Below are 13,804 nucleotides of genomic sequence, written 5' to 3'. Positions count from 1 at the left end.
GAAGCGCCCATGCCCATCGAGAAGACGACCACGCCCTCCCTGCGCGTGGCCGAGACGCCCATCCTGTGGCAGGGCCTCGCCCGCGCGCACGTCGAGGCGATGGCCACCGGGGCCGCCCCCCGTCGGGCGCACGTCACGGGCCCTGCCGGATCGGGCAAGTCCCGTCTGCTGCGTCACCTCGCTCGCACCCTCGTCGAAGCGGGCGCGAGCGTGGCCTGGCACCGCGGCCAGCACGACATCGCGGCACTCGCACGCACCGACGTGCTCCTCGTCGACGACGCGCACACGCTCGACGGGCGGCAGATCTCCGCGATCGCGGACCGCGCCGCCGACCACGACGCTGCGCTGATCCTCGCCACCCGCCCCTGGCCGCACAGCGACATCCTGCAGGAGACGGTGGATCAGCTCGAGCGCAGCCAGCCGGCGGTCGTGCTCGGGCACGTCGCGCACAGCGATCTGCGCGCCCATCTCGACTCGCTCGGTCTGTCCGTGTCGCCCGACTGCATCGACGGCATCCTGAGCGCCACCGGCGGAGCCGCCTGGCTCGTGTCCGAGTCGCTGGCCGTCCACGATCCGTCGCTCTGCGCGCACGATCGCGGCCACGACGCCCTGCACGAGTCCCTCCGCGACGTCATCGCGCACCGACTCCGGGCCCTCGATCCCGCCGTCCGCGGGATCGTGGAGGAGGCGAGCCTCACCGCCGACGGACGACCTGCCTCCGGCGACCGCTCCTCGCTCGTGCTCTCCGCGTACGCGGAGGGGATGCTGCTGCCCAACGGCCGGCCGGTGCCCGTCGTGCGGGCCGCCGTCCAGGCCGTCGTGCCGGTCGATCGGCTCATCGACCACTACGACAGCACGGTGCAGGATGCCGGGAGTCTTCCGCTCGTGCTGGATGGGGTGCGCGATCCGCGGCTCGCCGACGCGCTGCTCCGTCACGCCGACTCCCTCCTCGCCGACGACCCCCGCCGGGCCGAGCAGCTGTACCTGGGCGCCCAGGATGCCGGCGCCGACACCACGGTCGTCGCGATCCGGCGCGCGCAGATCGAGTGGACCCTGGGCAACGTCGACGCGGCGAGCGCCCATCTCGACGCCGTCGCCGTCGAGGCCGACCACCCCGCTCACGATGCCGCCGCCGACACCGGCGCGGCGATCTGGTCGGCGCGCGGACTCTCCACGATGAGCGACCTCGTGTATCGGACCTTCCCGCCGTCGGACTCCGTGTCGGCCGTGCGATCCTCGATCGCGGCGCTCGCGGTGGCGGATGCCGATCGCCTGGCCGTCGCCGTCGCCGCACCGCCCGGGCGCACGATGCCCTCCACCCTGACCGTCGCGATGGAGCTGTTGGACCGCGGCATGCGGGAGAGCCTCGCCGGCTCGGCGGAGGGCTCGCTGAACGACCTCGTGCGCGCCGCGGAGATGTACTCCGCGTCGGGGACGAGCGACCCGACCCCTGAGCTCCCCGCCGTGCTGGCCGCCCTCGCCGCGCTGCATCTGGGCGAGGCCGAGGTCGCCCACTCGGTGCTCGACCGCGCCGTCTCCGAAGGCCACGGCGGCGCGTGGGCGCAGGACCGCCTCGTGCTGTGGCGGGCGTGGGTGGCGCTGCAGCTCGAGCACCCGCAGGAGGTCGAGACCGCGATCGAGGCGATCGCACCGCGGGCGCGCGCTCTCCATCCCCGCGAACGGCTGCTCTTCGACGCCGTCTCGATCGCGATCGCCCGCCGCTACCAGGACGCCCCCGCGCTCGCGGTGGCGTGGAGAGGGGCCCGCGAGAGCCTGCTGCGGGCCCGCTTCGACCTGTTCGGCCTGCTCCCTCTCGGCGAGTTCGTCGTGACGGCGGCCCGCGTCGGCGAATCGGACCGCATGAAGCCGCACTTCGCGCAGGCGCTCGAATCGATCGAGCGCCTCGGATCTCCGCCCCTGTGGTCGGCGCACGTGCACTGGACCGGCATCCAGCAGGCGATCCTCCTGGGTCGCCCGCAAGACCTGACCCCTCATGCCCGCGCCCTCGTCGAGGCCGCACCCCACAACCGTCTCGCGGCCACGATGGCGCAGGCAGGACGCGTCTGGACCTCCGTGCTCACCGGCACCGTCGACGCCGATGCCGTCGAGTCCGCCGCGCTCGGCCTCGGCACGGTGGGACTCGCCTGGGACGGCGCGCGCCTGGCCGGGCACGGAGCCGGGCACACGAGCGATCGGAAGATCGCCTCCCGCCTCCTCGCGACGGCCCGCCGCCTGCACCCGCACGAGGACCTCCGGCCGGCGGCCGTGGAGACGGAGACCGCACCCGCGTCCCGTCCGCGCTCGCACGACGATCTCAGCCCCCGCGAGATGGACGTCGCCGCCCTCGTGGTGCAGGGGAAGACCTACGCCGAGATCGGCGCGGCGATCTTCATCTCGCCGCGCACGGCCGAGCACCACATCGCCCGCATCCGCCGCCGCCTGGGCGCCACCACCCGGTCCGACCTCATCGCGAAGCTGCGGGTCGCCCTCGACGAGGCGGCCGAGCCGTCCGCGCAGGAGCGCGACGGCGCGAGGGCCTCGGCATGAGCGTCGCAGCCGGCATCCGGCGCCGGAAAGGGGAAAACCCCCTACCGAATCCGTCCGCTCTTCGGGGGATCCCCCGACGCGCGACCGCACGACCGTCCGTACCGTCAGAGCAAGACACGAGAAGAATGAGGAGACGAGCATGAGCCTTACGCTCGCAACAGTCGCCGATGCATTGATCGAGTTCATCCTGAGCCTCCTGCGAGACCCGGAGGTCGCCGCAGAGTTCGACGAGGATCCCGACCAGGCGCTCGCGGCGCGCGGCCTCCAGAACGCCTCACCGTCGGACGTCGCGTCCGTGGCCCCCATCATCATCGAGCGCACGCAGGTCGTGCAGGTGGCCGCTCCGCGCCAGACCGTCGTCGAGCACCACAACCCCGTGGTCCGCGAGATCAAGCAGGTCGTGACGCACAACCAGTGGGTGGACGACCGCGACACCATCGTCGACCAGTCGGTCAACCAGAACATCTGGGCCGAAGGCGATGTCACGCAGACGTTCGACAACGAGGCGATCGTGGCCTCCGGCGACGATGCCGTCGCCGCGGGCGGCGACGCCACGGTCGAGAAGACCACCGACCTGTCGACCATCATCGAGGCCGGCGAAGACGTCAACATCGGCAACGACACCGACGTGCAGGTCGTCGAGGACTCGTTCAACGAGGACTCCGACCAGTCCAGCACCGTCGAGTCACCCGTCGTCATCGAGATCATCGACTCGCTCGACGACTCCTCCACCGATGTGCAGGTCGAGGACTCGTTCGACGAGCAGACGACGCAGGCGTCGTCGACCGACACCGCCGTCGAGACGCAGATCGTCGAGACCACGCCCGACGACGCACCGGTCGTCGACGCCGCGCCCCAGGACGCCCAGGCCGCCGACGCCCAGACCCTGCCCGACGAGGCATCGGCAGAGCAGCCGGTCGCAGACGCCTACGAGTCGGCCGTCGAGTACATCGAGACCGCGATCGAGGAGGACGCCGGCCTCGACTTCGCCGCCGACGACACCCTCACCGGCACGGAGGGCGAGACCGATGAGAACTTCTGACCGGCCCTCGGCCGACGTCGGATCCGCCGGGGCCGTGGAGACCGCGAACGCCGCGGCCTCCACGGCGACGGCCGTCGCGGAACGGGAGAAGGATGCCGCCAAGGCATCCGCACCCGACCGCCCGGCGCTGACCGGCAAGGCCAGCGCGCCGGTGATCGTGAAGCTCCCGCCGCCCTTCGTGGTGCGGCTCAGCCAGCTCGCCTGGGTCACGAGCCTCCTGGCGGGCGCCGCAGCCGTCGTCTACATGTTCGTGATCCGCCAGGCGCAGCTCCCCGAGATCGCAGACCTCGTCCGCGCCGTCGACGGCACGCGGGCCGAGGCCACCTACACGACGGCATCCGACATCATCTTCTGGGCCATGTTCACACCGGCCGTCGCGATCCTGCTGGTGCAGGTCGCGCTCCTCGTGTCGTTCGCCAACCGTCGTCCGAACGTGCGCTGGTGGCTGTTCGCCTCGGTGCTGTTCCAGGGCGGCGTCTTCCTGATGATCCGCCAGCTCCTCGCGTTCGGGGAGCGCGGTGCGCCGCTGGAGCAGATCCTGCTCGTCCAGCTCGGACTCGCCGTGGTCGGCCTGCTGCTCAGCGTGCTACCGCCCGCCCTCCGCTGGACCGCCCGCAAGCACGACATCCGCGGCGGCGGGCCCGTGGCTCCGGCCGCCGACTCCCAGCTCTGACGCGATCCCCTCGATGCTGCGGATCACGACGCGGCACACGTCGGTGCGGGCGCGATCCGAGAGCGGGGATTCGGCGAGCGCCCGCCAGTGGGTGAGGAGCGCATCGACGCGCTCGTCGACCTCGGCGGTCCCGGCGGCATCCGGCAGTCCCAGGCGCACGAGCCCGGCAGCACCCGAGCCGCCGATCAGCCGTTCGGCCGCGAGGGCGTCGGCGGCCGGCAGGCCGGGCTCGGCCGTGCGCAGCTGAGCGAGGAGCGCGAGCTCGCGCAGGTCGTGGCTGTTCGCCGTGACGCGCTCGAGACCGGCGATGAGAGGGGCGGTGCCCGGCCGGGGCTTCTCGTCGAGCAGCATCGTGAGGCCCTGCAGCACGGTGCGCGCCTTCAGCGCTGCCGCGCGCGAGCGGAACTGGTCGGCGACGAACTGCTGCACGTCGATGAGCCCGCTCTGGGCGACCATGCGCTCCGAGAGCTCCGACGACGTCCGGGCGCCGCCGCGCACGAGGGCAGCCGCCAGACGCACGCCGAAGATGCCGAAGCGCGCCAGCAGCGCCCGGCGCTGCGCGACGGACAGAGCGGTCTTCTTCGACGGGCGGGTGAAGCGGTCCACCGAGATCAGCATGCGGTCGCGGGTGCCCCGATCGAGGGAGGCGAGCCCGGCGAACGCGGCGAACTCGTCTTCGCGGAGCGTGCGGGCCCCCTCCGCGAGGAGCCCGGCGACGGGGATGCATCCCAGAGCGAGCGAGCGCAGCTCGCCGTCCTGCCGGTAGCGGTCGGCGATGCGCGCGGCCGAGAGGAGCGAGTCGATCCGGCCGGAGCCGATCTCGTCGGCACGAGAGAGCAGGGCGACGGCGTTGACCGTCTGCGATCCTCCGGCCGCCGTGTCGCGGAAGGCCTCGAGGAAGCGCACGTCCGAGCCGTGGATGTGGCGCAGCAGGTACAGGATCGCGTCGGCCTCCGAGGGCGCCGTCGACGGAGTGAGGAACCGGGTCGTGCGATCGGAGACCTCCTGCGACAGCGATGCGATGCCGGGGGTGTCGATGAGGATCGTCGAACGCAGACTCTCCGAGGGCCACTCGACGTCGATACGGGCGACCTCGTCGGCGGTGTACCCGCCGAGGTCGAGCACGAGCGCTCCGCGCGACCGCGTCACGGGTAGGCGCACTTCGCCCCCGCCCACGAGGTGCGCGGTGATCCGCGCGGTGCGGGCGTAGCGGTACCACGTCACGATGCGGGTGCACTCGCCGGCATCCGTGGGCGCGATCTGCTCGCCGATGAGGGCGTTCAGCACCGTCGACTTGCCGGCCTTGACCATCCCCGCGACCGCGAGGCGCAGCGGCTCGTGCAGCCGACGGGCGTAGCGATCGAGCTGCTCGAGCGCCGCGGCGTCCGTCGCATAGAGCTCCCGCGCCTCGTCGACCAGGTCGGCGATGTCGCCGACCGCGTCGCCGCTCATCGCGCGTCCTCGCCGTCGATCGCCGCGAGGGCGGGGATCTCGGCGCGGAGCGCCTCGATCCGCGCCAGCTGGGAGCGCAGCTCGCCGATGCGGCCGTTGCGGTCGGACTCGTACGTCGCGGCGGCCTGCTTGGCGGCCAGCACGGATTCGGACAGCGAGCGGTGCAGCTGGTCGGCGACGCCGCCGAAGTGATCGCGAGCGGTGCGCTGCACCAGGCGCAGACGGTCCTTGAGCTGCTTGCCGACCTGGAAGACGACGTCCTCGATGTGGCGGCGGGCGAGGTTCTTCGCCTCCGCCTGCCGGCGTGACAGGCGTGCCGTCATGTCTTCGCGATACGCGCGTCGGCCCACGAGCACGCCCACGAGGAGCGACAGCGGGTTGATGAGCGTGAGACCGACCAGGCTCGTGGCGAGACCCGCCATGAGCACGCCGCCGTACGAACCGCGCACGCCGATGTAGATCTTCTCGGCCGCGCCCAGGCGGCCCTCGTCCATCCCCTGGAGGTCCTCGACAGGGTCGAGCACACCGTCGGTGCCGCCCACGTCGATGAACGGGATGGTCGACTCGCCCTCGGCGAACTCGTCGGCCACCTGCTCCGACAGCCACCGCGAGCGCTCGTTCGTCCACACGAAGGTCTCCGACACCGCTGCGGCGATGCGCTGGTCGAGCCACTCGGCGATCTGGTCCCAGATCGGGCCGGGATCGCCCTCGTCGATCGAGATCTCCGCCTCGCGCTGCACTTTGCGCAGGCGATCGCGGAGGTCGTGCTCGGTGTCGGCGATCAGGTCGGCGATGCCGTCGCTGAGAGTCACCTGCCACCGCGACGACCGGCCGCGGAAATCGTCGGCGCGCGACTTGGCGTCTTCGAGCCTCGCGATCATCTGCGGAGTGTCTTCGGGATGCTGAAGGGCGTTGAGCTCGGTCTTCACGGCCATGCCCAGCTGGTCGACGACCGATCCGAGGTCGTGCACGGCGGATCGCTGGTGCACGATCTCCGCCTTGCCGAGCACGTCGCGGCGCAGGTGGGCGACGAGGGCGGGGAATCCGGACTCCTCGTTGAGCCTGCGGTCCTGCTCCTGGGCGGCGAGCATGCGCAGATCGCTGGAGACGGCGAAGATCGGGATCTTCCCGACGTCGCCGAGGTGCGATCGGTCGATCTCGTGAATGTCGCGCCAGTCCGGGTAGATGTCGGTCTTCGACAGCACCGCGGCCACGTTCGGCGACACGCGCAGCGCATGGCGGAGGAACTGCACTTCGGGCTCGGTGTACTCCTGCGAGGCATCCGACACCAGCAGCACGGCGTGCGCCGTCGCCAGTGCCGCCAGCGTGCTCACCGACCGCGTGGACTCGATGCCGCCCACCCCGGGCGAATCGACGAGCCGCAGGCCGCCGCGCAGCAGCTCGCGCGGCAGCATGACCTCGGCCCCGACGATGTCGCGCACGTTGTCGGGGTTGCCGCGCTCCGAGACGAAGTCGGCCAGATCGTCGAGGGGGATCGGCATCCGCTCGATCGCGTCGCCCTCGCGCTCCCCGCGCAGCAGCGCGAATGCCGCCGGCTCCTCCGCGAACGACACCGACGTCGGCACGCTCGTGGCGATGTCGTCGTCGACGGGGCAGGCGGGCGCGTTCACGAGGGCGTTGACGAGCTTGCTCTTGCCCTGCTTGAACTGTCCGACGACGATGACGCGCACGTACGGATCGCGCAGGCGCGCCTGCGTCTGGCCCAGCCGGTCGACGAGGTCGGCCCGCCCGAGCGCGCGGGAGGTCGCGGCGACGCGGTCCACGAGTTCGGCGAGCTGCGCGCCCGTCCTCTCGACGACGGTCGTGGAGGTGTCGTCCCCAGCGGTGCCGGTGACACCCTTCTCGAGGACGCGGGCGACTTCAGCCATTTCGGACTCCTTCGTGGTGCGAACCGCTGCCGGCACGGTGAAGGCGGCGACTCCGGGGAAACCCCCGGGGTCACCGCCTGCACAGGTGGTTCGGTGCCGATGGCCCGATCGGATGGGATCAGGAACCGTCGAACGCCATGTCGGTCATCGGGGCGTCGACGATCGCGACGTCCTCGCTGCCCCAGATGACGTCGGCGTCGATGTCCCACGTGCTCTCCGACTGCGAGGTGAGCTCGTCGTTGAACGAGTTCTCGGCCGTGTAGCTCGCCGACTCGTCGTTGTACGAGTCCGACACGTCGAGGTGCGTCGAGCTGTCGGTCCACGACGAGGCGTCGGTCTCCTCGTTGTACGAGTCCACGATGTTGGTGGTGCGCGTCTCGTTGCCGACGTTCACGTCGCCCTGGGCGGTGAAGTTCGTCGAACGGTCCGTCACCTGCGACAGGTTGAGGTCGCCGCCGGCCGCCATGGCTCCGTTGCCCGATGCCACGACCGCCGAGCTGCCGCCTTCGTATCCGCCCCAGCCGTCGACGTTCGCGTTGAAGGACTGGTCGACGATCGTGTTCTGGTTGTTGACCCAGACGTCGCCGCCGCCTCCGCCGCCCCCGCCGAGCGTGAGGTTGCCGAAGCCGGTGTTGTACTCCCGCGCACCGACGTCGATCGAGTGGTCGTCGACCGACTCGTCGAGGTGCGAGTTGTACGAGCCCTCGATCCAGCTGCTCGAGTTGTCGTTGCCCGAGTCGTTCGTGGAGTTGTCGCTGTGGTCGTCGACGGAGTTGTCGGACCAGTCGTTGTACGAGCCGTCGATGCCCGTCGAGCTGTCGTGCGAGTCCACGTTGCCGACGTTGTCGAGGCCGGCGGTGACGTTGCCGCTGTCGTTGACGGAGGCGTCGGTGTTGCCCACGTCGTCGAGGTCGACGGCGAGGGTGGAGTTGTTGGTGGTGGTGGTCGTGTTCATCGACTCACGGACGCGCGTGTTGAACGAGTCGTCGAAGTCGTTCTCGGTGTATTCGGGCATGGCCGTCGCTTTCTGGCTGGATGTCTGGATCGGAGGAGGTGCCCGGCCGCCGCGCGTCGTCGCAGCGACGGCCGGGCAGGTGGGTCAGCCCGCGAAGTCGGCGATCGCCGCGTCGTGGCTGTCGACGATGGAGTCGAGGTCGAGGTTCATCTCGGAGCTCTCCCACAGGTCGGTGGTCTCGTTGAACGAGTCCGTCGCCGTGTACGACTCGGAGTTGTCGTTCCACGAGTCCTGGACGGACGTGTGGGTCGAGCTGTCCTCCCAGCTGGAGGAGTCGGTCCACTCGTTGTACGAGCCGACGACGTTCGTCGTCACGGTCTCGTTGTTGAGGTTGACGTCGCCCTCGGCCGACGAGATGTTCGTCGAGTAGTCCACATGCGTGGACAGGTTGACGTCGTTGCCCGCCGCGATCGAGTCGTCGCCCGAGGCGACGATCGCGCTGCTGCCGCCCCAGCCGCCCGCACCGCCGGCCGCGTTGAAGGACTGGTCGATGATGGTGTTCTGGTTGTTGACCATCGTGTCGCCGCCGCCGGCCGCGCCCGCGGCACCGCCGCCGAGCGACACGTCGCCGAAGCCGGTGTTGTAGGAGCGCATGCCCACGTTGACCGAGTGGTCGTCGACCGAGGCATCCGTCCACGAGTTGTAGGAGTCCGTGGTCGACTCGGTCGAGTTGTCGTTGCCCGAGTCGTTGACCGAGTTGTCGCTGTGGTCGTCGACGGAGTTGTCGGAGTAGTCGTTCCACGAGTCGGTGATGTCGGTCGTGGTGTCGTTCGAGTCCTGGTTGAACGAGTCGGCGATCCCCAGGTCGAGGTTGCCGCTGTCGTTGGTCGACTCGTCGGTGTTGAAGGAGCCGTCGGCCGCGTAGCCGAGGTTCGTCGTCGTCGTGGTGGTCTCGGAGTTGCCCGAGCCCCAGACGCCGGTGTTGAACGACTCGTTGTAGTCGTCGATCTCGATGTTGTCCATGAGCGCTTCCCGATCCCGGGGATGGTCCCCGACGTTGAGTGATGTGACTTCACGCTAGAAGCGGGCTCGGAGCGGCGCATCGGGGACGACTCCGCAGGATCGGAGGGGGCGTGCGGGGTTCTCGGTGCGCCTCCCCCCGGGGACTAGGGGGTTCCCCCGCACGGGGTCGGGGGCGCCGTTAGGCTGACGTGGTGACACCTTCGGAGCTCGCCGCACTCCTCACTCCGGAGGCCCTGCGCCTGCTCGACGCCCTTCCGCCGCTGGAGTCGGCGGGCGACGTCGCCCGTGCCGTGTCGCGGCTGCGGGCCGACGGTCGCTCCCCGGACCTCGTGACGGCGGTCGTGGGCCAGGCGCGTCTGCGCCACCGCGCGCGCGACAAGTTCGGACCGTTCGCCGAACGGATGCTGTTCACCCGCGCGGGACTGGAGCAGGCGACGCGGATGGAGATCGCCGCCCGGCACGCCGCGCGCTTCCGCGAGGCCGGAGTCTCCTCCGTCGCCGACCTCGGCTGCGGCATCGGCGGAGACGCGCTCGGTTTCGCCGGTCTCGGTCTGCGCGTTCAGGCGGTGGATGCCGACGAGGTGACGGCCGCGATCGCCGCCTACAACCTCGCGCCCTTCGGCGATGCGGTGAGCGTGCGGACCGCGACGGCGGAGGACACGGATGTCTCCGGCGTCGACGCCGTCTGGCTCGACCCCGCACGGCGGACGGCCGGACACGGCGAGACCGCGCGCACCGGGCACGCCGAGTGGTCGCCGCCGCTGGAGTGGGTGTTCGCCCTCGCCGCACGTCGTCCGGTCGGGATCAAGCTCGGACCGGGTCTGGACCGCGATCTGCTGCCCGACGACGTCGAGGCGCAGTGGGTGAGCGCCGACGGCTCGACGATCGAGCTCGTGGTGTGGTCGGGCGTGCTCGCCCGCGCGGACGTGCGCCGCGCAGCCCTGGTCGTCCGTGGGGGTGCGTCGTGGGAGCTGACGGCGGCGACGGATGCCGAGGACGCCCCGGTGCGCGAGCTCGGCGCCTACCTGCACGAGCCCGACGGCGCGGTCATCCGGGCCCGCCTCATCGGCGACGTCGCCCGCGCCCTCGAGGCCGGCATGCTCGACGAGCGCATCGCGTATCTGACGTCGGATTCCGCGCTCACGAGCCCGTTCGTGCAGTCCTTCCGCGTGCGCGAGGTCGTGCCGTCCGACGTGAAGGCGCTCTCGAAGCTGCTTCGCGCCCGCGGGATCGGGCGGCTCGAGATCAAGAAGCGAGGGGTGGATGTCGACCCCGCGGTGCTGCGCACGAAGCTCAAGCTCCGCGGCGACGAGGAGGCGACGCTGCTCCTGACCCGGGTCGGGAACAAGCGGCTCGCGGTGCTCGCCGACCGCGTCGGCTGAGCAGAGGGCGCCTCAGCCGAACAGGCTCGCGCGCGACGCCGCGTAGAGCAGCCAGCCGATGCTGTAGACGATCGACAGCACCCCGAGCACGAGCGCCCACACCGCCATCCCACGGCTCTCGAGCGGGCGTCGCAGGGCGAGGATGGCCGAGACGACGCCCACGATGCCGATCGGGAATCCCCAGCCGACGAAGAGCGACACGAGCACCCCGGCGATCGAGAACACGAGCGCCCACGAGGCCAGCCCGCGCCGGGGCGGAGCGGGCGGCGGCACGAGCCACTGCGCCGCGATCTCGGGGTCGTAGGCGCCGCTGGGCTCCTCTGGCGCGGACTGCACCGTGATGTCGAGCGGCGCGGTGGGCAGGCGCGTGAAGCCTCCACGGTGCACGCCGGGCAGGGCGGGCTCCAGGGCGATCTCCGGCACGGTCGGCGACGCGGACGTAGGCGGCGCGGACGCAGGCGGTGCGGACGCAGGCGGTGCGGACGCAGGCGGTGCGGACGCAGGCGTCCCCGGCGACGGCGGACGCGCATCGCGCCGGAGCGGCTCGGTGGGCGGCAGCGGCTCGCTCATGCGCCGGCCGCCTCTCTCTCGGCCACCTGGATCTCCGTCACGGGAAGCGTCGAGTCCGCGCCGAAGCCCAGCGTCGACGGCCGCCGGCCCGACATGATGAGCTCGGAGGCGAGGGCGGCGATCATGGCGCCGTTGTCGGTGCACAGCGAGAGCGGCGGGATGCGCACCTCCACACCGGCCGCGGCGGCCCGCTCGATCGCGACGTCGCGCAGCCGGCGGTTGGCGATGACGCCGCCGCCGAGGAGGAGCCGGGGCACCCCGTACTGCGCGCACGCGTCGAGCGCCTTCGTGACGAGCACGTCGACGACCGCCTCGCGGAACGACGCCGCCACGTCGGCGATCGGGATGTCGGCGCCCGCGGCCTGCTGCTGCTCCACCCAGCGCGCGACGGCGGTCTTGAGCCCCGAGAACGAGAAGTCGTAGCGGTGCGCGGCCATGTCGGACGCGCGCGACAGCCCGCGCGGGAAGCGGATCGCGTGCGGGTCGCCGGTCGCCGCCGCCCGGTCGATCTGCGGACCCCCCGGGTAGGGGAGGCCGAGGAGTCGCGCGACCTTGTCGAACGCCTCGCCGGCCGCGTCGTCCATCGTCTCGCCGAGCATCTCGACATCCGTCGTCAGATCGCGCACGAGAAGCAGCGACGTGTGCCCGCCGCTCACCAGGAGGGCGACCGTCGGGTACTCCAGCGCCGGCGCCTCCGGGTCGAGGATGTCGGCGGCGATGTGGCCGACGAGGTGATTGACGGCGTACAGGGGGGCATCCAGCGACACCGCGAGCGCCTTCGCCGCGCCCACGCCGACCATGAGCGCCCCGGCCAGACCCGGACCCGACGTCACGGCGACGGCGTCGAGATCGGCGAGCGTCACGCCGGCCTCGGCCAGTGCGGCGGCGATCGAGGGCTGCAGGGCTTCGAGGTGCGCCCGCGCGGCGACCTCGGGCACGACTCCGCCGTACCGGGCGTGCTCGTCCATGCTGCTGGCGATCGTGTTGCTCAGGAGCGTGCGGCCGCGGACGATGCCGATGCCGGTCTCGTCGCAGCTCGTCTCGATGCCGAGCACGAGGGGTTCGCGGGCGCTCACGTGCACGCTCCGGCATCATCCGGCGCGGGCGTGCGCGCCGCCGCCCACGCGGCCAGGTCGAGCTTCATCACGATCGCGTCGACGTCGTCGGGCTGGTAGTACCGCGGGCGGCGACCCACCTCGACGAACCCCTCGGACGCGTACAGCTTCTCCGCCACCGGATTGTCGGCGCGCACTTCGAGGAAGACGTCGCTCGCGCGGCGGGCGGATGCCTCGCTCAGCAGGGCTTCGAGCAGGACACGCCCTCTCCCCCGCCCGCGCGCCGCTTCGGCGACGGCGATCGTCTGGATGTCGGCGTCCTTGGCGCCTGCGGGCGCGCGCAGCCCCGCGTAGCCGACGAGGCGACCGGCCTCCTCGTCGATCACATAGCGGGAGTGGCGTGACGCGAGCTCTTCGCGCATCATCGCCTCCGACCACGCGTCGTTCACGAACGAGGCGCGCTCGAGCGCCATGATCGCCTCGAGATCGTCGGGGGTGGCGGTGCGCAGCGTCACGGTGTCACCCGCTTGGGACCCGCCGGCATCGTCACGTCGGGCGAGCGGAGGTAGAGCGCGTCGTGCGGACCGACCTCGCGCCCCGCGGCGACCGCACGGGCCGCGGCGACGCCGATCATCGACGCCGGGATCGCGAGCGCGTCGCGTCGTTCGGCACCGAGCGCGGCGAGGCGTGCGTCGAGGTCGTCGCGCGGGATGAGCGCGGGCTGGGTGACGCGCACCGGCAGGCCGTCGTCGTCGAGCCCTTCGTACACGGTGTAGGCGAACTCGCGACGACGCGCATCCGTCACGACGGCAAAGCGCGGCACGTCGGCGAAGGGATCGGCGAGCAGGATGCCGAGCGCGAACGCATCGTGGCTCACGACGGGGACGACCGGGATGCCGCGGCCGAGGGCGAACGCGCGCGCGGCGGCGATGCCGACCCGGAGACCCGTGAACGGACCCGGCCCCATGCCGATCGCGACGCGGGCGATCACCACCGGCTCCGGCGCGCTCGTCGTGCCGACGGGCCCGAGCGATGCCTCGCCGAGGGCGGCCACGAGCAGATCGCCGATGACCTCCGCGTGACCGAGCGCGTTCGCGCTGGCGAGGTCGGCGCGCACGACGCCGTCCTCTTCGACGACCGCGACGGCGGTGCCGACGGAGGTGTCGAGGGCGAGGATCACGTCATCCAGGGTATCCGGCGGCCGGAAGGCGCGGCG

12 protein-coding genes are annotated in these 13,804 nt (G+C 71.7%); 4 read left to right on the top strand and 8 right to left on the bottom strand.

The window, feature by feature from the left end; all coding sequences use genetic code 11:
- The first annotated feature begins 9 nt into the window (after positions 1-9).
- The 3 genes from B0B14_RS14090 to B0B14_RS14080 all read left to right on the top strand — a co-directional run bounded on the left by B0B14_RS14090 (position 10) and on the right by B0B14_RS14080 (position 4,262).
- The gene (locus B0B14_RS14090; protein ID WP_076683007.1) at positions 10-2,547 is read left to right on the top strand and encodes a helix-turn-helix transcriptional regulator; all 2,538 of its coding nucleotides are present in this window, start codon (positions 10-12) and stop codon (positions 2,545-2,547) included.
- 139 nt (positions 2,548-2,686) lie between these two features.
- Positions 2,687-3,589, top strand: coding sequence for an IniB N-terminal domain-containing protein (locus B0B14_RS14085; RefSeq protein ID WP_143733734.1), 903 nt, complete (start codon positions 2,687-2,689; stop codon positions 3,587-3,589).
- Entirely contained in the window at positions 3,576-4,262 is a 687-nt protein-coding gene (locus B0B14_RS14080) for a hypothetical protein (protein ID WP_143733733.1), read from the top strand. The genes B0B14_RS14085 and B0B14_RS14080 overlap by 14 nt, the downstream gene beginning before the upstream one ends.
- Here the strand turns inward: B0B14_RS14080 and B0B14_RS14075 are convergent.
- The 4 genes from B0B14_RS14075 to B0B14_RS14060 all read right to left on the bottom strand — a co-directional run bounded on the left by B0B14_RS14075 (position 4,176) and on the right by B0B14_RS14060 (position 9,581).
- Positions 4,176-5,714 carry a dynamin family protein gene (locus B0B14_RS14075; protein WP_076683001.1) on the bottom strand — a complete coding sequence of 513 codons (1,539 nt, stop codon included), beginning with the start codon at positions 5,712-5,714 and terminating at the stop codon, positions 4,176-4,178. The two genes, B0B14_RS14080 and B0B14_RS14075, sit on opposite strands and share 87 nt — an antisense overlap.
- Complete coding sequence (locus B0B14_RS14070; RefSeq protein WP_083710626.1) at positions 5,711-7,603, bottom strand: dynamin family protein; 1,893 nt, start codon at positions 7,601-7,603, stop codon at positions 5,711-5,713. The genes B0B14_RS14075 and B0B14_RS14070 overlap by 4 nt, the downstream gene beginning before the upstream one ends.
- A gap of 118 nt (positions 7,604-7,721) precedes the next feature.
- On the bottom strand, positions 7,722-8,618 hold the full coding sequence (locus tag B0B14_RS14065) for a hypothetical protein (protein ID WP_076682999.1): 897 nt from the start codon (positions 8,616-8,618) through the stop codon (positions 7,722-7,724).
- 84 nt (positions 8,619-8,702) lie between these two features.
- Complete coding sequence (locus tag B0B14_RS14060) at positions 8,703-9,581, bottom strand: hypothetical protein (protein ID WP_076682997.1); 879 nt, start codon at positions 9,579-9,581, stop codon at positions 8,703-8,705.
- 191 nt (positions 9,582-9,772) lie between these two features.
- Here B0B14_RS14060 and B0B14_RS14055 point away from each other — a divergent pair, with 191 nt between their 5' ends.
- Positions 9,773-10,963, top strand: coding sequence for a THUMP-like domain-containing protein (locus B0B14_RS14055; RefSeq protein WP_076682995.1), 1,191 nt, complete (start codon positions 9,773-9,775; stop codon positions 10,961-10,963).
- Between the two features lie 12 nt (positions 10,964-10,975).
- Here B0B14_RS14055 and B0B14_RS14050 read toward each other — a convergent pair whose 3' ends face one another.
- The 4 genes from B0B14_RS14050 to tsaB form a co-directional block, all read right to left on the bottom strand.
- Positions 10,976-11,386 (bottom strand): DUF4190 domain-containing protein, encoded by a 411-nt coding sequence (locus tag B0B14_RS14050; RefSeq protein WP_083710625.1) that lies wholly within the window; start codon positions 11,384-11,386, stop codon positions 10,976-10,978.
- A gap of 143 nt (positions 11,387-11,529) precedes the next feature.
- On the bottom strand, positions 11,530-12,609 hold the full coding sequence (gene tsaD, locus B0B14_RS14045) for a tRNA (adenosine(37)-N6)-threonylcarbamoyltransferase complex transferase subunit TsaD (RefSeq protein ID WP_076683587.1): 1,080 nt from the start codon (positions 12,607-12,609) through the stop codon (positions 11,530-11,532).
- Complete coding sequence (rimI, locus tag B0B14_RS14040; protein WP_076682991.1) at positions 12,606-13,103, bottom strand: ribosomal protein S18-alanine N-acetyltransferase; 498 nt, start codon at positions 13,101-13,103, stop codon at positions 12,606-12,608. The genes tsaD and rimI overlap by 4 nt, the downstream gene beginning before the upstream one ends.
- Positions 13,100-13,768: a tRNA (adenosine(37)-N6)-threonylcarbamoyltransferase complex dimerization subunit type 1 TsaB gene (gene tsaB / locus B0B14_RS14035; protein ID WP_076682989.1), complete on the bottom strand. Its 669-nt coding sequence runs from the start codon at positions 13,766-13,768 to the stop codon at positions 13,100-13,102. The genes rimI and tsaB overlap by 4 nt, the downstream gene beginning before the upstream one ends.
- Positions 13,769-13,804 lie beyond the last annotated feature (36 nt).

Source organism: Microbacterium sp. RU33B (genome assembly GCF_900155915.1).
In the GTDB taxonomy this organism is placed as follows: domain Bacteria; phylum Actinomycetota; class Actinomycetes; order Actinomycetales; family Microbacteriaceae; genus Microbacterium.
The sequence above is the reverse complement of the archived record's forward strand: the minus strand, read 5'-3'. Positions and strand labels throughout refer to the sequence as shown.